18 protein-coding genes are annotated in these 22,006 nt (G+C 61.2%); 15 read left to right on the forward strand and 3 right to left on the reverse strand.

Annotation, left to right across the window (positions count from 1 at the left end):
- The first annotated feature begins 125 nt into the window (after positions 1-125).
- The 9 genes from AB6730_RS15300 to AB6730_RS15340 all read left to right on the forward strand — a co-directional run bounded on the left by AB6730_RS15300 (position 126) and on the right by AB6730_RS15340 (position 9,662).
- On the forward strand, positions 126-881 hold the full coding sequence (locus tag AB6730_RS15300; protein WP_371024533.1) for a response regulator: 756 nt from the start codon (positions 126-128) through the stop codon (positions 879-881).
- Positions 878-2,386 (forward strand): ATP-binding protein, encoded by a 1,509-nt coding sequence (locus AB6730_RS15305; RefSeq protein WP_371024470.1) that lies wholly within the window; start codon positions 878-880, stop codon positions 2,384-2,386. Before AB6730_RS15300 ends, AB6730_RS15305 begins: the two co-directional genes overlap by 4 nt.
- Before the next feature lie 617 nt (positions 2,387-3,003).
- On the forward strand, positions 3,004-3,321 hold the full coding sequence (locus AB6730_RS15310; RefSeq protein WP_371024471.1) for a hypothetical protein: 318 nt from the start codon (positions 3,004-3,006) through the stop codon (positions 3,319-3,321).
- Between the two features lie 107 nt (positions 3,322-3,428).
- Positions 3,429-5,105 carry a type IV secretory system conjugative DNA transfer family protein gene (locus tag AB6730_RS15315; RefSeq protein WP_371024472.1) on the forward strand — a complete coding sequence of 559 codons (1,677 nt, stop codon included), beginning with the start codon at positions 3,429-3,431 and terminating at the stop codon, positions 5,103-5,105.
- 140 nt (positions 5,106-5,245) lie between these two features.
- Entirely contained in the window at positions 5,246-5,821 is a 576-nt protein-coding gene (locus AB6730_RS15320) for a hypothetical protein (protein WP_371024473.1), read from the forward strand.
- A gap of 16 nt (positions 5,822-5,837) precedes the next feature.
- The gene (locus AB6730_RS15325) at positions 5,838-8,489 is read left to right on the forward strand and encodes an XVIPCD domain-containing protein (protein ID WP_371024474.1); all 2,652 of its coding nucleotides are present in this window, start codon (positions 5,838-5,840) and stop codon (positions 8,487-8,489) included.
- A 62-nt stretch (positions 8,490-8,551) separates the two neighbouring features.
- Entirely contained in the window at positions 8,552-8,857 is a 306-nt protein-coding gene (locus tag AB6730_RS15330; RefSeq protein ID WP_371024475.1) for a hypothetical protein, read from the forward strand.
- A 159-nt stretch (positions 8,858-9,016) separates the two neighbouring features.
- Positions 9,017-9,310 carry a hypothetical protein gene (locus tag AB6730_RS15335; RefSeq protein WP_371024476.1) on the forward strand — a complete coding sequence of 98 codons (294 nt, stop codon included), beginning with the start codon at positions 9,017-9,019 and terminating at the stop codon, positions 9,308-9,310.
- Positions 9,311-9,314: 4 nt separating this feature from the next.
- Entirely contained in the window at positions 9,315-9,662 is a 348-nt protein-coding gene (locus AB6730_RS15340) for a hypothetical protein (protein ID WP_371024477.1), read from the forward strand.
- A 5-nt stretch (positions 9,663-9,667) separates the two neighbouring features.
- On the opposite strand, the gene AB6730_RS15345 is transcribed toward AB6730_RS15340, so the two are convergent.
- The gene (locus tag AB6730_RS15345) at positions 9,668-10,252 is read right to left on the reverse strand and encodes a hypothetical protein (protein ID WP_371024478.1); all 585 of its coding nucleotides are present in this window, start codon (positions 10,250-10,252) and stop codon (positions 9,668-9,670) included.
- Positions 10,253-10,302: 50 nt separating this feature from the next.
- On the opposite strand from AB6730_RS15345, the gene AB6730_RS15350 reads away from it, so the two are divergent.
- Positions 10,303-10,698: a winged helix-turn-helix transcriptional regulator gene (locus tag AB6730_RS15350; RefSeq protein WP_371024479.1), complete on the forward strand. Its 396-nt coding sequence runs from the start codon at positions 10,303-10,305 to the stop codon at positions 10,696-10,698.
- Here AB6730_RS15350 and AB6730_RS15355 read toward each other — a convergent pair.
- Positions 10,685-11,428 (reverse strand): SDR family oxidoreductase, encoded by a 744-nt coding sequence (locus tag AB6730_RS15355; RefSeq protein ID WP_371024480.1) that lies wholly within the window; start codon positions 11,426-11,428, stop codon positions 10,685-10,687. The genes AB6730_RS15350 and AB6730_RS15355 overlap by 14 nt on opposite strands.
- A 98-nt stretch (positions 11,429-11,526) precedes the next feature.
- On the opposite strand from AB6730_RS15355, the gene AB6730_RS15360 reads away from it, so the two are divergent.
- Positions 11,527-12,423: an AraC family transcriptional regulator gene (locus AB6730_RS15360; protein ID WP_371024481.1), complete on the forward strand. Its 897-nt coding sequence runs from the start codon at positions 11,527-11,529 to the stop codon at positions 12,421-12,423.
- Here AB6730_RS15360 and AB6730_RS15365 read toward each other — a convergent pair.
- Positions 12,398-13,159: a lysostaphin resistance A-like protein gene (locus AB6730_RS15365; RefSeq protein WP_371024482.1), complete on the reverse strand. Its 762-nt coding sequence runs from the start codon at positions 13,157-13,159 to the stop codon at positions 12,398-12,400. The two genes, AB6730_RS15360 and AB6730_RS15365, sit on opposite strands and share 26 nt — an antisense overlap.
- A 390-nt stretch (positions 13,160-13,549) precedes the next feature.
- On the opposite strand from AB6730_RS15365, the gene AB6730_RS15370 reads away from it, so the two are divergent.
- The 4 genes from AB6730_RS15370 (at position 13,550) to yjjJ (ending at position 21,943) form a co-directional block, all read left to right on the forward strand.
- Entirely contained in the window at positions 13,550-18,937 is a 5,388-nt protein-coding gene (locus AB6730_RS15370; protein WP_371024483.1) for a hypothetical protein, read from the forward strand.
- Positions 18,938-18,951: 14 nt separating this feature from the next.
- Positions 18,952-19,950: an RHS repeat-associated core domain-containing protein gene (locus AB6730_RS15375; protein ID WP_371024485.1), complete on the forward strand. Its 999-nt coding sequence runs from the start codon at positions 18,952-18,954 to the stop codon at positions 19,948-19,950.
- A gap of 6 nt (positions 19,951-19,956) precedes the next feature.
- Positions 19,957-20,586: a hypothetical protein gene (locus tag AB6730_RS15380; protein ID WP_371024486.1), complete on the forward strand. Its 630-nt coding sequence runs from the start codon at positions 19,957-19,959 to the stop codon at positions 20,584-20,586.
- Between the two features lie 115 nt (positions 20,587-20,701).
- Positions 20,702-21,943 carry a type II toxin-antitoxin system HipA family toxin YjjJ gene (gene yjjJ / locus AB6730_RS15385; RefSeq protein WP_371024487.1) on the forward strand — a complete coding sequence of 414 codons (1,242 nt, stop codon included), beginning with the start codon at positions 20,702-20,704 and terminating at the stop codon, positions 21,941-21,943.
- The last annotated feature ends 63 nt before the right edge of the window (positions 21,944-22,006 follow it).

Here is a 22,006-nt window from a genome sequence, read left to right on the forward strand (position 1 = left end):
CCTGGGGATGGCGGAGGCCTGGACTCTAGGAGGCCGCCCGCCGTGGACGATGACCTGGGCCTTGCAGATCATTTCAGTATGTTTCAGCCGTGTCGCAGGGTGCCGGACTGCGTTATCGTCCGGCCATGAAGGCCAGCGCATCGATCACTCTCCAGCCGCACGTGTTGATCGTCGATGACGATCAGCGCATCCGTGCGATGCTGGCCCGCTTCCTCGGTGATCACGGCATGTATGTCACCGTGGCCGGGGATGGCGTACAGATGTTCGACGCCCTGGGCCGCGAGGCGGCCGACCTCATCGTGCTGGATGTGATGCTGCCTGGCGAGAGCGGATTCTCCCTGTGCCGGCAGTTGCAGAACGCGGAGCGACCGATTCCGGTCATCCTTCTGACGGCCATGGACGGGGAGACCGATCGCGTGGTCGGCCTGGAACTGGGTGCCGACGATTACATCGTCAAGCCTTTCAATCCGCGGGAACTGATCGCCCGTATCCGCGCCGTGCTGCGCCGGACCTATGTCAAGGCGGATCAGGCGCAAAGCAGGCGAACGGTCTATCGTTTCGCCAACTGGACACTCAATGTCAGCCATCGCAGCCTGAAATCACCCACCGGCATGCTTACCGATCTGACCAGCGGGGAGTTCGATCTTCTGCTGGCCTTCGTGGAACATCCGCAGCAGATACTCAGCCGTGATCGTCTGCTGGACCTGGCACGGGGACGCAACAGCAACCCGTTCGACCGCAGCATCGACGTGCAGATCAGCCGGCTACGAAGGAAGATCGAAGCCAATCCGCTCGATCCGGCGCTGATCAAGACGGTTCGCAATGGCGGCTACTTCTTCGCCGCCGATGTCAGCTCCGAAATAGACGGCCAGACCGCATGACATTCCGCTGGCGCCCCAAGTTCGGACTGACGTCACGGATCGTCATCGTCATCCTGCTGTCGCAGGTGTCCATCGAATTGTTCCAGAACATGCTGAAGCGGCTGGTACCACCGCCCAGCTTCATTCTCATCGACGGACAATGGTTATCCGAGCGTACGGTGGAAGCCGTTCGGGTGGCGCGCAACACACCAGCCGAAGAACAACAGAAGAAGCTGGATTCGCTTGCGTCGTCGGGGTGGTTGAGGTTTCGCATCGAGCCGGGATATTCGGCAGCTGCGAAGACCGCGGCGTCCACATTTGCCAGCGGAACGCTCTCCCTGGTGCACCCGGGTGTCTCGGCGTCGATGCCGGACACATCATCCGAGCTCCTTATGTCGATCGTGCGAGGTATCGCGCCACAAATCGGAATCGATCCGGCCGATATCAGGGCAAGTGCGGAAACCACGTCCACCGACATCGACCTGGAGACCGGTACCCTGGTCGTTCTGGCTGCCAGTCTGCCGACGCGCCTCGTCAACGTCGCGCGCAATCGCATGCAATCGGATATCGCGATACTGCGAAGCTTCCGTATCGCCATCGATCTGGGTGGTTCGCGCTGGCTGGTGGTCTCGCAGAACCTGGACGAGAAGGCAGCCACGCGCCGCTTCCGGAACATTGCGATCATTATCGTCACGCTGCTATTTATCGGCTTCCTGTCGTTCGGGATGGCGCGCCGGCTGGTTCGGCCATTGACGCGGCTGAGCGAAGCCGCCGAGCGTCTGGGAAGGGAGCGCAAGCCCACCCTGATCGGCGATATGTCCATTCCGGAGTACGCCTCGATCGCACGGACGTTCAACCAGATGCAGCTTCGGCTGAAGCAGTTCGTCGACGAGCGTACGCATATGCTGGCGGCGATCGCGCACGACTTGCGCACCCCACTCACGCGCCTGCGGCTGTTTGCCGAATACGTCGATGACGAAACGCAGCAGCGGCAGCTTCTTGCCGACATCGCCGAGATGGACGCCATGATCAACAGCACCCTGGCCTTCGCCGGTGGAGAGGCCACGTCCGAGGCGCACAGCCCGGTGGACATGGCCGCATTGCTGATCAGCCTATGCGACAACGCCTGTGATGCGGGAGGGTGGGTCGACTATCACGGGCCTGACCACGCGCAGCTTCCCTGCCAGCCGGTGGCCATGCGCCGTGCACTCGCCAATCTCGTCGAGAATGGCTGTAAGTACGCCAGGCACGTCACGGTCGAGCTGAGTGACCACATGGATTCCATTGGCATCGCTATCAGCGACAACGGGCCGGGCATCGCGCCTGAACAGGTCGAGCGTGCCTTCGCGCCCTTTCAGCGCCTGGAGGGATCGCGCAATCGGACTACCGGCGGCACGGGCCTAGGCCTGGCGATCGCGCGCGACGTCATACGCGGCCATGGCGGCAGCATTCGTCTGTTACCCGTCGTGCCGCATGGGCTGCTCGTGCAGGTGGATCTGCCGAAGCCGAGTGCGCAACCGGTGTAATGAGAAAACCGGAACTCGGTCCAAATGCGGGATGGCTCGTGCACAAGTCCTCATGCAGTCCGCGCTAGCCCCACGCCCACCGCTACGAAAACTCGGCAATCCGCTCGTGTCGCACGCGCACCTACAGACAACCACAGGATGTTTTGTTACGGTCGTGCCGTTGCCCGCGCGTTCTGAATGCATCCAGCGGACAACCATCGGCAACTACGATGAAAGCGCAGGCCAAGGGTGCTACCAACACCCAAGGCCTGCTGACCATGACCAACTGTCTAAGAGTCGATAATGGCTACCACCGATCATACGGCACCTGCTCGCCCGCCGAATCCCCCCGGCGACATCCCCAACGGTCACCGGGCCGTCTGCCGACCTCGCAGACACGGTTGACGAACCGCGGATTCAGCCCTCATCTGAGATGTTTCTTGTCCGCACCTATGGGGCAAGCGCCCGTGCGGGCGACTGAAACAGGCTGACGCCGCGTCCACTTCATCAATCACGCCACCCGGCGCCCGGTCTCGGGCAGCCGCTGAACCCGCGAGTCCGTTTGATCCGCGGCACGTTGCGCTATGCGCGGCGTGCCGCAACTGGACAGCGGCTGCGAATACTTCCAAGGAATGCTCATGCCTGTTTACGACACCGCTCGCGCGGATGGACGCGCGCGCCACTACATCGACCCCGAAGCGTCGGCGCACGACCTGCTCAATGACGCGACCGAATGGTTGCAGTACGCCCGTGGTCTTACCGGCCTGCTCGCTGACCTCGTGCATGAATCGGATAGCGTGGACTGCGTACAGCTGGCGCTCTCGCTCGAAGCCATCGATACACTGATGCACATGGGTGTGCAGTGCACGGCACAGGCGCATGCGCGGATGTCATGGGATCAGGCAAGGGACGCGAACCACTTCAACACCGTCGTCGCGCGCACGGAAGCGGAGTAGTGAAGGACACGATTTACCCACCGCGTGAGAACTTTCCTCACGTTGATCCATGCCACCAAAAGTTGGCTAAACTCCGCCCCCTTCCCATTGGCACGGAGCGCCATTAAGTGACTGGAACGAACAAGACCATCCTCGCGGTGGCCATCCTTCTCGCGGCCGTATGCAGCGGCGTCTACCTCTCGGGCTATCTGACTCTCCTGCTGATCGGCGTCGATGCCCCGGTCACATGGCGTCTCTGGTGGGACTACTACAACGCGATGGCGTACCCGCAGTTCGCCCCCTACGTCTGGAAGATCAAGTTCGGTGGCATTGTCGGTTTCGGCTTGCCTGCGTTGGCCTGGATTGGATGCGTCGTCCTTCTGCTGAAGTCGAAGTCGAGCAACCTGCACGGTGATGCCCGCTTCGCGACGCGTCGTGATCTCGAAAAGGTGGGTCTGCTTCACGATTCACCGAATGGCATCGTCGTAGGTAAATTCGGCAAGAAGCTGATCCGGCTCAGCGGCCAGCAGTTCGTGATCCTTGCCGCGCCTACCCGATCGGGCAAGGGCGTCGGTGTGGTCATCCCCAACCTGCTTGAATACCAGGGCTCCATCGTGGTCCTGGACATCAAGCAGGAGAACTTCGACCTGACCAGCGGATGGCGTAAATCACAAGGTCAGGAGATCTACCTGTTCAATCCGTTCGCGGAGGATCGACGGACCCATCGCTGGAACCCCATGCACTACGTCTCGTCCGATCCCGCCTTTCGGATCTCCGACATCCAGTCCATCGCAGCCATGCTGTACCCGGACGGCAATGGCGACCAGAAATTCTGGATCAGCCAGGCGCGGAACGCCTTTACTGCCTTTGCCCTCTACCTGTTCGAGAATCTGGACGCCGCCGCGGAGGCGGATAGCCCGTTCGGCGAACTGCACTTTCCCACGCTGGGCGGCATCTTCCGGCTGTCGACCAGCGATGGCGGAAGCCTGCGCGAATACCTGGAGCGACTGTCGAGCCGCGACTTCCTCAGTTCGGATGCCAGGACCGCTTTCGCCAACCTGCTGTCGCAGGCCGACGAGACCTTCGCCTCGATCATGGGTAGCTTTAAGGAGCCTCTGAACGCCTGGATCAACCCGGTGCTGGATGCCGCCACCAGCTGCAACGACTTCCTGCTCACGGACGTGCGCAAGAAGAAGATGACCATCTACATCGGTATCCAGCCGAACAAGCTGGCCGAGAGCCGCCTGATCGTCAATCTGTTCTTCAGCCAGCTGATCAACGTGAATACGCGCGAACTGCCGCAGACCAATCCCGAACTCAAACACCAGTGCCTGTTGCTGATGGACGAGTTCACCGCGATCGGCAAGGTCGACATCCTGGCGAGTTCCGTGTCGTACATGGCGGGCTACAACCTGCGCCTGTTGCCCATCATCCAGAGCATGGCCCAGTTGGATTCGACGTACGGCAAGGACATTTCACGGACGATCATCACCAATCATGCCTTGCAGATCATCTTCGCACCCCGCGAACAGCAGGACGCGAACGACTACTCGGACATGCTGGGCTATACGACGGTGTCCAAGGAGAGCGTGTCGAAGGGCAGGGACGTGTCACGCAGCCGGTCCGACGAGCGCCGGGCGCTGATGCTGCCACAGGAGCTAAAGGCGATGGGGACGGATAAGGAGGTGATCCTCTATGAAGGCATCGCGCATCCGGTGAAGTGCGAGAAGATCAAGTATTACGAGGACAAGCGGTTCAGGGCGAAGTTGTTGCCTAGGGTTGATGTTGGGGTGTTGTCGGTTTGACGATTGCGTGCGCACAGACCGCCTTGACACGACAACCTGACCCTGGACCGTACTCACTTCTATTGAGTGAACTTGCCGGCCTGAACCGAAGTTGCGGTACGCTTACTTAATGCTAGGAATCGCCGATCTGGAGGATCGAAATGACACCGTATAAGCCGAATCCTGAACTCGCTGGGCCGTTGTATGGAAAGGATCCATGGCCCCTACGATTCCATACGCACGGCTTCGGCGCAGTGTGCTTCAACACGCTCGCCTGCAGCATCATTTACCACGGGCATGAGTTCGGAACTCGCAAGCTGGACGCGAACGCCGAAGTCCAAGACGGCCCCTCCGGTCCACCACCCACTGGCGATTGGCGAGACGAATGGACGGGAAGTCACAGCTTCGTCGCTGCCGCGGGACAAACATTTTCCGGACCGCTGGAAATTCATTGGACGTCAATGGATGGCGCCGAGCATGCCGCACTGATTGACTTTGATGAGATGTTTAGTGAGCGCCTCGTTCTTCATGTAGTGCGCCGCGATGAGGTGAAAGAGGGCTGGCTTAATGCAGCGTCGATATCTCCGGTCAGTCCTGACATCCTCGTAGAGGTCAACGATCGCGTCGTTAGCGTTTTTATGCGAGCGATGGTTGCGACAGAGGCTGAGCAGGTTCCTGGTAACAGCTATAGCCATTTCCGCAATGACTTGATTCGGGCGTGGACACGAACCTACTGAGCAAGGAGCGCTCGAAGTGACAAATATTCGTACAAGCGTTGATGGTTTTCCTGACGACAGGGTCGGGCATGAGTTGATAAGCCCAAGGCACATGGCGCTCTACAGAGAAGCCGGTGAAGCCCTGGCGGATTTTAAGGTTCCAGTTCTGGTGCACGCGGAGAATGCTCACGAAAAGCTCTACGTCGTAGCGTTCGATGGGACTGGAAATAACAAGTTCGTTAAGCCTCTGCACGCTACGAACGTTGCCAAGATTAGTGACCAGATCATTCCTGATCAACGCGGCCAGGTGCATGCCCGTTATATCGAAGGTCCGGGCACTCAGGCGCATAGGATCGAGAGATGGGGTGACTCTCTTACTGGGCATAGTTACGAGTCGAATATTGAGAAGGCTTACGATGATCTGGTTGTCAAGGCTAACGAGTGGAGGTTGAAGGATCCCGCTGCGGTCGTTCGTGTCCACAGCATTGGTTTTAGTCGAGGTGCCAGCCAAGTGCCGGCGTTTGCGAGGCTCGTTCACGAGAACGGGATACCGGACCTCAGTAGTAGAGTTAGTGCGGCGGACGGAACTATTGGCTATGACCGTTATATCGCCCCGCCGGGAAAAGTTGTCCAGGCCGTGGGCCTATTCGACCCGGTAGCCACCGGCGCCCCGATGAACTTCGACCGCCGCCTCCCGCCATCGGTGGTCTCCGGCCTCCAGATCACCGCCGCTGACGAACGCCGCATGGCGTTCCCTTCCGACCAGATCATTCTGCCGGGTCGATCGGCAGACGGCCGCTTCCTTAACATCATGGTCCCCGGGGCTCATTCCGATGTGGGAGGTGGCTATCTCCGTAACGGCGGGTCGACACGCTGCGGCAACCTCATGCGCGACTACTGCAACGCGCTTCGTGATGAGCCGTATCTTCTGAGGGAAGCCGTTCCGACGGACCAGCGCATGAACGTCATTCATCACTCGAACAAGGGTGTGGATGTGTTTCGGTTCGATCCGCGGGAAGCCACGCGTGGCGAACCCAGCGGCACGAACGAGCGGCTCGCGCCCCGTCACATCGAGCATGCAGGTCCGGCACCACATGGGCCGCTGCCAGCCGATCCAACATTGCTCAAAGGTCTGGCTTATGTCGATGGAAGCCCTGGAGTGGATATCGTGGCGCCATCCAGGCCCGAGACAGGGTCATCCGGTGACCTGCGGGCGGCCGGACGACCACAACCTATGGGGACTACTGCGCTTCGATGGGTTGGCGTTGCTGGGACCGCGGGGGATGTTCTTCAAACTGGCGTAACTGTCTGGAATGACGACCGTGACGGAAACATCACGGCTGCAGACTCCCACCTCGTGCATGCCCTCAGTCGTAACGCCGCCGGCTGGGCGGGAGCACAATCTCTCATGGCGGCCGGCGCAGCCGTCGGCATTGAATCCGGCCCAGGCATGTTCGTCACCGGTGCCATCGGCGGGGTCGCCGGCTTCGTCGCGGGCAACAAGATCGCCGATGCCTATGATCAGTACCGCATCCGCAATCAAGACGATTCGCAAGGCAACACTTGGCACCACGACGACCGGCAGGGATGGACGATCGACGTTCCGCCCCTGCCGGATCATCCGCGCGGCCAGCGACTGGTCGCGGATGCCGCCCTGTCCAGCCAGTTGTCGTACCAGGCCAGCAATACGGCAGTCGAACTGGCCTTGGGTAATGAGTACCCGGCACGCGATCCCTTCGTCCAGCCGGCGGCGCCAACCGACACACCCAGCCTCCGCGAAGCGCCCTGGACTCACCAGGTTCAAACGCACCAGTGGACCCGGCAGGTCACAGACCAGCGGCTCGAGCACGGCATGACCCGATCCCACGTGGAGGTGGCCAATCCCCAACGTGCGGCGGAACTGAATCGTCTTGCCGAAAGCACGATCCAGCAGAACGTCGCGGAGTCGTCGCTCGGTGTCGCCCAGCGTTATCAGCTCGCCTACGAGCGGGAAGGGTGGGATCGGCATGGGCCCATGCCCGAGGCCGTCGCCCATGCCGTGGCGAGGCCCGCCGACCAGATCCTCGCGTCGGACGGCCACACCTATAGGCACGGCCGTGACCGGGAGTGGTCCCGTGACACGCTTCTTGGAAGCCGCTCCGCGGACGAGAACCTGCGAGAGGAACTGGACGCTTCGGAGCGCGTCGCCCAGGGCCTGAAGAAGGGCGTAGACACGGTGGCCCTGGACCATCCGCACGTCGTACCCGCGTTGCCGACACGTCTGGATGACCCCAACCATCCCGATCACGCCTTCTTCAAGGAAATCCGGGGACACGTGGTCGAACTGGACAGGAGCCTCAACCGTTCCCCGGATCACCACACCGACAACATCGCATCGGCACTGACCGTGCAGGCACGTGCCGACGGCCTCAGTCACGTCGACCGGATCGCCCTATCCGCCGATGGCCAGGCGATGTGGGCCTCGCAAACCCCGGCCGGACGCAAGGACCACGTCTTCGACCTGACGACGAAGGTGCCGACCGCGGAAGCGAGCACGCCGATGGAACAAAGCGGGGCGAAGTGGCCTGAAGCCATGCAGCAGTTCCAGCGGTATGAGCAGGAACTGGCACAGACCCAACAGCAATCGTTGGAGCGCACTCAAGCCGAGAGCCAGGCGCAATCCATGAGCGGGCCCGTCATGCGGCTGTAATGCCAGGGAGGCGAACGCAGGTCGGCGTTCGTCTCCGAAATACCAGCAACCATGGAGAGAACATGCGAAAGGAAGACGACCACGAGGACGATGAGGGCGCGCGCCATTCCTCGCTTATCCCGGTCCACAAGCTACCCACCCCCGACCCTCTTTACGACCAGCAACTGTTGCGTGACCTGGAGATCGTCAACGATCGGACGTACAGGGATTTGGGACCACGGCTGCGCCGCCCGTCGCCGGAGCAACCTAAGCGGAAGCCCGATCTGCCGCGTACCCCCAGTAACGTAAGTTCCTTGCCTGTACCTGATCAGGCAAAGGCGGTAGCCGTGAGCATCGGTGAATCCGCTGACGAGGATTCTGGGGCATGAGCAAAGAGCCGCCTCGACTTTAGGTCGGGGCGGCTCTTTGGCATGGAGCGCATGGTCGGCGGCCAAGCCTTGGGCATCGATGTCCGCTTGTGCGAAGTCCCACAATGCGTAAGCTGCGCATTGGATACGGGATAGTTCATCAAGGGGGGAGCTATGACGATGACCTTTAGCAGTATAGGTGCGGCCAGTTTCGCGTTGGTGATCGTATATCTGATTTCCATGGGAAGGATCGCCGTACTGATGCAGAGAGCTGGTGACGAGAAGGCGAGCCTGTCCGATCCAAATGGACAGTTCCGGGTCTTGAAACTGGTCTTCACAAAAAACTCCTTAGACCCGACTTTTCGGCAGAAGTACCGTGTACTGCTTTGGGTTGCACGGCTGTCCGGCGCTATCTGCTTGCTGTTATTCATCGTCATGTTCGCAACAAGCGCTAACCAACAGTTTTCAGGGTAGACCCGTGAAGATCGCTCTGTTCCTGGTTCTCGCATGCCTCGGCTTGGCTGCGAGCTACGTGACACTTCAATTGCGTTATGGCTGGTACCTCATGAATGAGGATGCCCGCTTCCTCGACATAGGCTTCTTCTTTGCCGTCGGTACGATAGTGGCTCTATGGGCACTCTTCCCAAACCGAGTGACCGTTGCCATTGTCGCCGCAATGGCCTTCTTGTTTCCTCCGGCGCTGAAGCCCGAGATCTTTCCCGTCGTGGATATTCCCTTTGCCGCGCTATCGTTGATCCCCATCGCAGTGCTCGTGCTCGCGACTCACGTACGGCGAGTATGGTTTGCAGGGCGACGCACCGCCTGACAACTCTATGGGGCCGAGGCGACCCGCCTATCCACCGCCACCCAATTCGTCTCCCACGTACGCCCCCCATCCACCGAATACGCCTGCTCGAACCGCGCCGAATCATCCGAAATCTTCGACACGATAAACCGCACCAGGATCGCCCGCCCATCGAGGCTATCCTGCCCGAAGAACTCCCCACGCCCTTCCCGAAAGCTTCCATACACCGGCTGAGTCATAGCCCCGTTACGCACGCTCGCGTAATTCAGGCTCCACTGCCTGGCCTGCGGGTTGTAGAGGCGCAGGCTCACACCCTCGATGCGCCCGCCAGGCCCTTCCACTCGCAGTTCGACCAGATTCGCCCGGCCACCGAGCACCTTGCGGATCACGCTGGTCCCGCTGTACTCCGCCCACTCGTTAGACCCAGACAATGGCTTGGCCAAGCGACGCAATTCGGTCTTCCACGTGCCGATTTCCCAGTCGAAATCGTGCTGCCCGTCTGGCGAGGCGGGGCCGGAACCGGCTTGCGCAGGCATCGCCAACGCGTACATAGTCAGCCATGCCAGCACGAGCAGCGCACTGCCGAAGCGGAGTCGCAGGGTGTTTTGCATTGTCCTTCCCGTCCGGTGCGATGCGGGAAGGATGCGAGCGCGAGGGGACCATGAACAAGAAGGCACCTGCAGGTAACCGTGCATCGATCGAAGGCTGTCCCTTGTCGGCGGCTTTTGCGGCCATCGGTGGCAAGTGGAAGCTGACGATCCTGTACTGGCTCGCGCATGGCGAATTGCACTTCGCAGGACTGGAACGGCGTGCCGCGCCCATCTCGCACAAGGTGCTGGCGGAGCAACTTCGCGAACTCGAGGCCGATGGCATCGTCGTGCGCACACCCACCGGCGCGGTCCCTGCGCCGGTGATCTACCAACTGACGCCCTATGGGCAGACCCTGTTGCCGATCATCGAATCCGTGCGCCTATGGGGTGAGGGACATCTGCAACGCTTGTCGGTGCGGCCGCGAACCGATGCCATGGCATGCGGCACGCCCATCAAGCCTCGTTAGCCCATCGCACGGCATCCGCGCCCGCAGGGATGCGCATCGGGCTCGACGGATCATTCGCCGCCCGCCATACCGCTTCGGCGACGTCCACGGACTGCGTGATCTCCGGCGATTCGGTCAATTTTTCAAAAGTATGCTGCGCGAAACCGGCATACGGTGCGGGAAAGCCGTGCTGCATGCGGGTCTGCGCGTTTTCGCCGAAGCGAGTGTCCGGCGCGCGTCCCGGCAGCACCAGCCGCACGCGTACGTTGAACGGCTCCAGTTCCAGTGCCAGCGATTCCGTGAAGGCATTCACCGCGGCCTTGCTCGCCGTGTAGACGGACAGCAGGGGTAGCGGCCGCAAGGTGACGGTCGAGGTGACGTTTACGACCACGCCGGACTGCCGCTCACGGAACTGCGGCACGAACGCCTGCGTCGTGGCGATGGTCCCGAGCGTATTGGTTTCGAAGATCTCCCTCGTGGTCTCCATCGGCGTGCCTTCCAGCGCATTCAACATGCCGATGCCGGCGTTGTTGACCAGCACGTCGATCGGTCCTGCCGCTTCGACGGCCTTGCGGATGCTTTCCTCGTTGGTGACATCGAGGGCGATGACGCGCAGGCGCTCGGAACGCGGCAGGACATCCTCGCGCGGCGTGCGCATGGTGGCGATGACGTTCCAGTCGCGATCGAGGAAGTAACGGGCGATCTCCAGGCCGAAGCCGGACGAGCATCCCGTGATGAGGACGGTTTTCATGGAGGACTCCTGTGGGGTGGGCAGGGCTGGAACGATAGGCCTCCCTCGCCGGACTGGATACGATGTAAAGTCCACGAAACGTTTGCAGGAGTCCGGACATGACCGATCCGCTCGCTGAAGTCGTCTCGCTGCTACAGCCGGACGCCAGGCTCTCGAAGGTGAGCAGCGGGGCAGGGCGTTGGCATGTGCGCCGTGCGGAACACGGGCAGCCTTTCTACTGCGTGATCCTGGAAGGATCGAGCCGCCTGATCATCGATGGCCGCGAACCGCTCGTCCTTCAGGAGGGCGACTTCGTCCTGATTCCTTCGGCGCACGGCTTCACCGTGACCAGCCTCGATCCACCGGAAGCGGGAACCGCCCAGGCCGTGCCCGTGCAAGGGGACGATGGCGAATATCGGCTCGGCGACACGGGCGTGCCCGCCGAGGTGCGCATGATGGTGGGCCATTGTGTCTTCGGCTCGCCAGACGCGGCCCTGTTGGTTTCGCTCCTGCCGGAACTCGTGCTCGTGCGCGGCGAGTGGAGACTGGCGACGCTGGTGCGCCTCTTGGGCGAAGAGTCTCGCGCGCAACGTCCGGCACGCGACGTGATCCTCGCGCGGCTTCTCGAAGTCCTCTTCATCGAAGCCCTGCGATCCACGGCGGGCACGTCCGCATCGCCGGGCCTCCTGCGCGGCCTCGCCGACACGCGCCTCGCCACGGCCATCCGGCTGATGCATGAGAGCCCGACCCGTTCATGGACGGTGGCGCAGTTGGCGAAAGAAGCGGCACTCTCGCGCTCGGCATTCTTCGAACGTTTCAACCGTGCGGTGGGCGTCGCCCCGATGGAATACCTGCTCGCGTGGCGAATGGCCCTGGCGAAGAAGCTACTGCGTGACAAGGAAGGCAATGTCGCGGAGGTGGCGGAGCGCGTGGGGTATAGCTCGGCGAGTACGTTCAGCGTGGCGTTTACGCGGTATGTGGGGATGCCACCTACGCGGTTTGCGCGCGGTGCTTGATTGCCCACGCGGCGATCGAGAGATTCAGGAGTGCCATGCATGTCCAGATGCCCGGCCCGTGCGACTCGGCAAGCGTTATATCGCGGAAGACGGGCATCCACAGTGATCCGTCGCTGGTTCTCAGCAGCGCATCTTGTGCAAGGTTGTTCGCGATGTGGAAGCCGGCGACCAAAGGCAAGCTCCGTGTCATCGACATCAAGCTGGCATAAAGCAGTCCGCTGCTGCCGATCACCAGCACAGCGGGCAGCCACGGAACGCCACCAACCTTATGCGCGAGCACGAAGATGACCGTCGGTATCGTCAGCGCGGCGATGAAGCCATGATCCTGACGCAGGCGCTCCATGCCGTAACTCCGGTAACCCACCTCTTCCGCGATGCCCATCGCGAACGAGGCGAGGGTGCCCGTGATGACGGCTTCCCAGCGCAGGGTGGGATTGGCCCGCCATTGAAAGGGTGCCCAACACGCCACGATGACGATCCAGGCCAACGTCAGCACCAAGCCGCATGCGAGTCCCAGCGCACAATGTTTCAGGGCTTGAGGCGTAAGTGATACGCCATAGCGCGACCAGAGCAAACCATCCCGGCGCAGGTAGACCGTCGTCAGGATCACCACCGACGTCATCACCAGCATGCATTTCAGCAACCACGCGAGGTCGGGATCGGCGTGGCGTCCCGACACCACGGTTGCCAGGAACGTGCCGCCGAACGCGGCCATGGCGATGACGGCGAAGTACACCCATACGTACCAGGCGGGGCGGGGCGGCATCCGGATGCTCCGGAAGAGGGTGGATCCAAGATTAGGAAGGCGGCGAGCGGTTGGCGTGTGTCGTAAGTCATCCCCAATTGTTCTGCGATTCCCGCTGGCAAGGAGAGTCCTGTGCCGTTTGGGGGCAGGCGGTCGGCAGCGAACTCACGGCGGTGGAGGCTGCCCATACGCTTTTTCGGCAAGTGCGCGGGAGACCGGTTGTATAGCGGGATGCCGTCGTATGGGAATCACTTAGGTGGATTCGCAAACTATTGCGCTTCATGTCGTCGCGATCGTATAAACCTGCGGCACAAACTACGGAATGAGATCGGTTACCTGATCCGGCCTCGTCTTGACCAGCAGTTCGACAGGGGATGACGAATGGGTGGTTTATGGAAGTCGCGCGCTCGCGATGCGGCGTTTGCATGTGTTTTGGGGATGACGGCGGCGACGGTGACAGCGCAGTCGGTTTCAATCGAGTCCGAATGGAAGAAGCTCCTTCGGGTCAATGAGGACATACAGCCGCTCGGACCTAATGCCTTCGGTGAGTCCATAAGCACGTACGATGGCTCACTTTCATTCCGGCAAGTCGATCTTGAGGCAAAGGGTAACGGTCTGCCCATCATCGTCGAGCGCACGATCCACGCGCGACCGCAAGGCGGACCTAACGCGTATGTGTTCGAACTCGCTGCCCAGGGCTTCACCGACTGGGATATGACGGTTCCGCAACTCGAGACTCTATCGGCCGAGACGCGCCTCACCGATACGTCCGGCCATGAATCGTCATTCTGGTATTTCCTCGACGAACAGCAGCGCTGCACGCGCTTTTATGGCGCCGGCACCATCGACGTCCCGACGAAACCCGGCGAAGAGGGGGTGATGTGGGAACCTAGCCAGTGGTGGCATGGCATCCAGCTCAAGATTCCAGGCGCGGGTACACAGGACGTACTTGAGCGGGATCCAGCGAACAACAACGTGCCGCAGATGACCCGTTCAGACGGGACGGCCATGCCCTTTACGGCTGTAACGCGGCAGAACTGGGCATTGGGATGCGTGAATACGGCGGGCGTGGGCGAAACGTTCGTAGCCGTAGCGCCGGATGGCACACGGTACTGGCTGGATCGGCTGTCCTGGCGCCCAACCTCCACGCTTGCGCATCCTGGTGGCGGTGCGTTGAAGCGCCGGGTGGTCACGTTGCAGGCGAGCCACGCTGAGGACCGTTTCGGCAGGACATTGACCTACGGCTACGACGCAACCAACCGCCTGACCTCCATCACGGCCGACGATGGACGGAGCGTCACGTTTACGTACGCGCAATGGCAACACTCTTCTGGCCTCTTCCCGGTCGGCGAACGCATCACGACGGTAACCCAGCACGGTACTACGGGCGATCGGTCCTGGAACTATACGTATGGTGGCACGGCCGACGAGCCGATCCTTGCGGGGGTGACATTACCCAACGGCTCGACGTGGTCCTTCGACAACATGAAGGCGCTTTCGACGGGACAATCCGCGCAGCCCAATGAGTTGCGTGTCGATTACGAGGGTTGCGTGTACACGGCCGGGGGAACGCCAGTCTCAGGCACCGCTACACTGACGCATCCCTCCGGGCTCACCGGCAGCTTTACGCTGACTTCGGTCGTGCGCGGTCGCTCCAATGTTCCCCGCCGCTGCATCCTCGACCGTGGCGTGAACATCATTCAGATTCCGCACGCTTACGTATCGTCCGCCATCTCCCAGAAGCAGTACTCAGGTGCGGGAGTATCCCAGACTTGGACCTTTGCCTACTCACCTGCCAATGCGAGTTGGAATACCGAGTGCACGAGTGGCTGTATCAACACGGTATGGACCGAGGAAACGGATCCGGACGGCAGCCGGGTGAGGCGCACCTTTTCCAATCAATGGGGAGCGACGGAAACCCTCCTCCGCCAGGAGGACACCTTTCCGTTCGGTAGCTCGATCGCGATTCGCTCTGAGGTGACGGAATATGCCGCCGCGACGTCGGGTCCGTGGCCAGCGCGCCTTGGCGATAACCTGCAGGGCCTGATGAACCACGATCAGACCGAGATGCTCTCGCCGGTTCAGAAAAGGACGATCAGCCAGGATGGCGATACCTATCTTTGGGAAGTGGTGCCAGGCGGCTTTGACACATTTGCCCGTCCAACGACGGTAGTACGTGGCGGCCTCATAGCGGGGCAAGCCAGTCGCACAGAACGCACCACCTACACCGACAACCTCACCTACTGGGTGCTCGGACAGCCTGCAAAACTCGAGATCGTCGAACCGTCGAAGACAACGGCAGTGTCGGAAACAGTCTTCGATGCGTTGGCTCGGCCGACCGAGCGTAAGAGTTTTGGCCGCACTGTCATGACCTACGGGTGGAACGGAGGCGACCTGGCGTCGTTCACCGATGGCAACGCGCACACCACCAGCTTGGCCAACTACCGCCGAGGTATCCCGCAGCTGGTGACTTACCCCGATACGCGCACCCAGACGGCGGTCGTCGACGACCTTGGGCAGATCGTGTCCGCGACCGACCAGCGTGGCGTGACCACGGGATATCACTACGATGGTGTCGGCCGGCTGACCCAGATTGACTACCAAGCAGAGGCCGGGGGTGCTTGGGAACCAAAGACCTTCACGTACGAGTTCATCGGAACTGAGCCCGGTATCGCCGGTTCGCACTGGCGTCGCACAGCCACTCAGTTCGATCGCGCCGACATCCAGCGTTTCGACGCACTGCTTCGGCCCCTCTCTATCGAGCAGCACAGGGTGGCCGATGGAGCGCTGGCTATCACCAACCTCGCCGCTTACGATTGGCGGGGCAACCAGATATACGCTTCCTATCCGATCGATGGATCTGCTGCTTATGACGTAGCCCACGACGGTGTGCGACACACCTTCGATGCTCTGGGGCGGGAAATCACCGCTGCGCGGGATGCTGGAAGCGATGGTGTCCTTACGACGGTCGCGGCCTATCAGAGCGCTGCCCGTCGAACGATTACCGACCCCCGCGGCAACGCGATTACGACTACGTACCAGGTCTTCGATGCCCCTTCCTATGAACAGCCTCTTCGCGTCCAGGCACCGGGCGCGGGCATTGATCAGACGATCGATCGCAATGTATTCGGTGAGGTCGAGGCTATCCATCAGAAAGCCGGCGATCCTCGTGGCGATAAACGGTACTTTTACGATGCTTTTCATCGCGTGTGTCGCGTAAGCGAACCAGAAACCGGTAACACCGTGATGCAATACGACGGTGCAGACAACGTCGTCCAGACGGCGCGAGGGATCACCGTTACAAGTGCGGATTGCCTAGCTGCCGCGGATATGCCTACAGGTGCGACGATCGTGCGCGGGTTTGACGCGCTGAACCGTCTTACGTCGGTCGCATACCCTGACGGTTCTCCATCCGTGACGATGACCTACGATGGTCTTGGTAATCCCGAAACTGCCCAATCAGGCGCGGATACGATCTGGTCCTATGCGCGTAACAATCTCAACCTGGTCAAGCTCGAGCGCTTGCAGGTGGATGGGCGGCAATGGGATATCGCCTATGATTACGACCCCAAGGGAACACTCGCCAAGATTACGTACCCCGACGGCAAGGAAGTTTACTACGCGCCCGATGCCCTGGGTCGTGCCACCCAGGCTGGTGCATACGCCACGGCCGTCAGCTATTTCCCCGACGGTAACCTCGCATCGTTTGCCTTCGGCAGTGGTGCTGCCTATGCGGCGACGGAGAACGGGCGTCGCACGTTGCAAGACTTTGCGTACGGTACGGCAGGCACCGCACTTATCGATCAATCCCTGGCGTATGACCCGGCAGACAACATCGCCAGCATCGTCGATCGTACCGCTGGGGGACAGCGCAGCAAGAACTTCACCTATGACGCTGTGAACCGCCTTGCCACGGCGTCCTCCCCTCTGTGGGGTGATGACACCTACCATTACGACGAACTCAATAATATCACCGGCGTCGACACCCTCAGTGGTGGCGTGACCACCGGGCGCAGCTATAACTACGGCGCTTCGAATCGGCTTGACTCGATCACGACCACGGGAGGCGCGACCTCGTCCTATGGGTATGACGTGCGCGGCAATATGACGAATCGCGATAGCCAGGTGCTCAGCTTCGACCTGGCGGATCGGCTCAGGAGCATTGCGGGCATTGCCGCCTATGTTTACGACGCGAATGGCCGCCGCGTGAAGCAGACGCCCGCGGGAGCACTACTGCCTAGATACTACGCATACAGTGCGTCGGGCCAGCTGATGTGGGAGTACGACCCGGCGACGCAGAAAGCCAAGGACTATATCTATCTCGGCAAGAAACTGGTGGCCATGGCAGAGAATGTGCACGAAACCCTTCTCGGTCTGGTGTCGGGTGTGACGGAGAGCGGTGTGGTCGCCACCCTCAATGGCTGGGCTTGTTCACAGGGCTCGACGGCAGCCGTACCCGTGGAAGTATTCGTCGGCGGCCCTCCCGGTACCGGGACGTCGATGGGCACGCCGACCCTTGCGGATAAACCTAGCAGCGCTACGGCGACAGCCGCTTGCGGTACCGCTGGGACAGCGTATGGCTTCGCCATCACCATCCCCGAGGCGACGCGTCTGGCCCGTCCGGGAGCACCCCTTTTCGCGGTAGCCCATTCCAATATCGGCGGTGTCGACAAGCTGCTCGATAATTCCGGCGTCGCCATGGTGCCCGCTTCCGCATCGGCGCCGGATTCTCCAGCAAACGCGTCAGCCACGCTCGCATCTGATCTGGCCACCATTACCGTGAGTTGGGCATCGTCGGCGCGAACGACGGCCTATCAAGTCGATAGGCAATACAACGGCGGTGCATGGACATCGTTGTATACCGGCCTGAACCTTTCGACGGTGGTGAACAACCCGGCCGACGGCACATGGACCTTCCGTGTTCGTGCGTGCGTAGCGGCGAATTGCAGCATCGAGCGGATGTCTAATACGGTCACGGTCACCCATATTCCGGTAGCGCCAGCCACTATCTCCGTGCCGGGGACGAGCAATGGTCCGATCACGGTCTCGTGGTCAGCGACCACGTACGCTACCTCGTACCAATTGGAGCAGAGCGCTAACGGCGGAGCCTGGGGGGCGATATATGCGGGCCCGGCGACTTCCACGGCATTCAATGTCGGGTCCACGGGGACCTATGTCTACAGAGTGCGCGGGTGCAACGGCGGCGCCTGCGGCCCCTACCAGACCAGCGCCGGAGTGGCGGTGACGATCGCACCGCAGTCGGCGCCAGGTATCAGTGCGCCTGCCACCGTTAGCAATGGTGCCTGGACGGTGACGTGGACAGGGGTCGCGGGTGCGGCCACCTATGCCCTCTACGAACAAGTCAATGGCGGTGGATGGACCCTCGTTCAGAACAACGCCTCGGGTAGTTGGAGCACGTCAGGACGAGGTGACGGTTCGTACGGATATTATGTAACCGCATGCAATGCCGGCGGATGTGGTCCGAACAGCGGCGTTGCGACGGTCGTTGTGACTAATATTCCACCGCACCCGACGAATGTTCGGCGCGTCAACGGGTTCAGCGGAAGCCGCGAGACCTTGACTGTCTACTGGGACGCAACGCCCGGTGCCACTCGCTATGAGGTGCGTTGCAGACAGACAGGCCAGGTTTGGTACGTAAATGCCCCGACAACAAAGCAGTTGGTGGAAACAGGCCCAGTGGGTGAAATCCCGCTGTACGGCTACGACGTGCGCGCCTGTAACGCGGTGGGGTGCTCGGCATGGCAGTGACGAGGGAGGTGGCGATGAGTTCGACGTGGTGTTCGCGCATGACCATGTGTTTTCTTGGTCTTCTCTTCGGAATGTCGATGTCGGCAGGTCCACTGCATGCCGCAGAGACAGTGACGTACTACTACACCAGCCCGCAGGGAACCGTGCTTGCCACGACGGACAGTGCGGGCAACGTTATCAGCAATACGGACTACCGACCGTATGGCAGTCAGGCGCTGGGCACCCCGGAGAAAGGGCCCGGCTACACGGGCCACATGAACGACGTCGACTCCGGACTGGTGTACATGCAGGCCCGGTATTACGACCCGCAGGTGGGACGTTTTTTGTCCGTTGACCCGCACGGCGCCGACGCAGGCGATGTCAATTCGTTCGCCCGCTACAGCTACGCCAATTTGAATCCGGTCACGAACATTGATCCGGACGGTCGGCAGACGCTGCCCGCCTCGGTCTACCAGATCGACTGGCAAAATCCGGAGACGCGTACGGCGGCGACGGAGTACGCGCTTAACATGGTGCCCGGTTACGGCGTGTATTCCTGCGCATCGTCCGGCTGCTCCGGAGGAGGATGGGTCGTTGCTGTTGCTTCAACGGGCGTCTCAGCCATCGGGGTAGCCGGCAGGATCGGTTCCGTCGCACGCGCAGCCAACGCAGCGTCTCAAGTCCAGCGTCTACAGGCTGCCGTAAAGGAGGTCCATGGAGCGATGGATTCAATCGCTCAAACGCGACGAGCGACCGCGGGTGCACTATTGAGTGATGGACAAATGGTCTTCGCTGGTGGCACGAGAAATCTTACTGGAGGTCAGCTATCGGTGGTTCGCTCGCTTGGCGGTGAAGCAGCACAGTACGGCGGCGGCCTGCATGCCGAGCAGAAGATCATGCAGTACGCTGAAGCTGCTGGAGTCAATGTTAAGCATATTTCTACTGAGGGCAACCGGGCTATCTGCCCAATGTGCCAGAATGAAATCACACAGCAAGGGGGCGCCTTGCTCGACAAGAACAATGCCACTTGGTGACGCTGTATGGCTAATCGGTTCGACAAACAACACGATCTAATGATTCTGGACGGTCTCCGTCCCGAACGCAGAGTTGCTGTGGCCGCCGCCGCCTTGGAACGGATGAGTATCGGATACCGCTTATGGGCGCTTCGCGCGGATGGACGTGACTCTGCCGACCGGATACTGCAAAACATCTGGGGCTTCGTGTCGCACGGCAGTCATCTTCCTGAAATGGCCGATGTTGAGCGTTTATATCCCTCGCCGGATGAGTCGGTGACTTTCGAGTTGCCGTATGCGGAGTCATTTTTAGAGGCGCTTCAGCTCTTCACGGACTTTGCAGCTACTCGCGAGCCGATGCGGCTCATTGAGGTTCGACAAGGCGCCTACAACATGGCGTATGACGCGGCCGGAGATGCCACCATTCAATACTCGGCACCAGGTTACAACGGACAGCTCACCCTCGAGTTGGAACAAGCGATCTCTTTTCATCCGTGGGTCTCCCGTGAACTAGATAGCCAGACTGCTGATGTCCAGGACGCGAGGACTGCTATAAATTTGGACGCGCTCATTGATGTACTCCGAGCACGCGCCATAGCGGTTCCCGTGGTTTCAGAATCTGAGCTCGAGGAAATACGATCCTTCCAGGCCGGTTAGTGTTGACAGTCGGATAGGCCAGGGGTCTATGCAGATCCAGCGGTCGCCGATGTCTAACCCGCTGCGGCCCCATCGAAAATGTTCCGCACATAAGTGCTGTGAGGCAAGGTAAAAAGTGCTGTCGACCGAAGGCGATAAGGCGAGATGCGGCATGTGCGCCGCCCTGCGCGATGTGCGTGGGCTCGGCACCCAATGGCCGCTGTTCCGTCTGGACACGCGAGGGCAGCCCATCGCCTTCGGTCACCTGACCGCCCTCTATGGCGCCGGCAGCCTGGTGACCGTGGCCCATCCTGTTGACTGGCTCCGCGATGAATTCGCCGACGGGCTGTTCCCCGGGGTGCCATGGTTCCTCGACGATCAGCGGCCGCAAGGCTTCCTGGGGCGTCAGTTCGCCCAGCGATGGTCGCGTGAACTCGACTTGCCGTCCGACATCCTGCGCTGGAACGACGACGCGGTACTCGCGGCGCTCTTGCTTCGTGGCGGAGACGGACCAGGCGACTTCATCCTGGGGGACGCTGCGCTTGAACGTGCACTGCAATGGGAACCTCAGCCGATCACTTCCGCTTCCCGGCATGTGCATTACGCGGAATTGGCAAGGACGGTGCTCACGGGTGAGGTCGTGGGCTCACCCGCGGCGGGTGAACAACCAAAGTTCACCGCGACGGTGAAGGACGAGGACGGCACCATCCGCCACGTCATCGTGAAGTTCAGCGAGCCGGTAGATGACCATCCCGCCGCGCGTCGTTGGGCCGATTTGTTGATCTGCGAACACATCGCCGGTGAGCTATTGGCCGAACATGGCAATCCCAGTGCCCGCACGGAGCTTGTCTGGTCACAGGGTCGCCTGTGCCTTGAGGTAGCCCGCTTCGATCGCGTGGGTACATACGGCCGACGCGGTTGCGTGACGTTGGCGGCGTGGAGCGATGCGCACGATGGCGAGCGCGACGATTGGCCTCGTGCGACCGCTCGCATGGTGCAAGGCGGCTGGCTAGGCGAGAGTGCCCTTGATCAGGTTCGGCAACGGTGGTGGTTCGGTCGCCTGATCGGCAATACCGACATGCACTTCGGCAACCTGAGCTTCTTCATCGACGGCCAACTTCCGTTTCAGCTCACTCCTAATTACGACATGTTGCCGATGCTCTACCGGCCCGGCACCAACGGGGCCTTGGTTCCGCGTGACTACAAGCCGGCCATGCCCACGCCTGCCGATTTGCAGTATTGGCTACAGGCGGCGGAGTGGGCCGAGCTTTACTGGCAGCGCGTGGCGGTACACGCGGAAATAAGTGGCGGCTTCCGCGAAATGGCAGCAGCGAACCATGCGGTGGTGTCACGCCTGCGGCAACGCTTCGCTCCCTAGGTTAAGCCGCCCCGCACTCCAAGGCGCTGGGCTACCCCGCACCCCAAACGACGGTAAGATGCG

Source organism: Luteibacter sp. RCC_6_2 (genome assembly GCF_041360655.1).
GTDB lineage: Bacteria > Pseudomonadota > Gammaproteobacteria > Xanthomonadales > Rhodanobacteraceae > Luteibacter.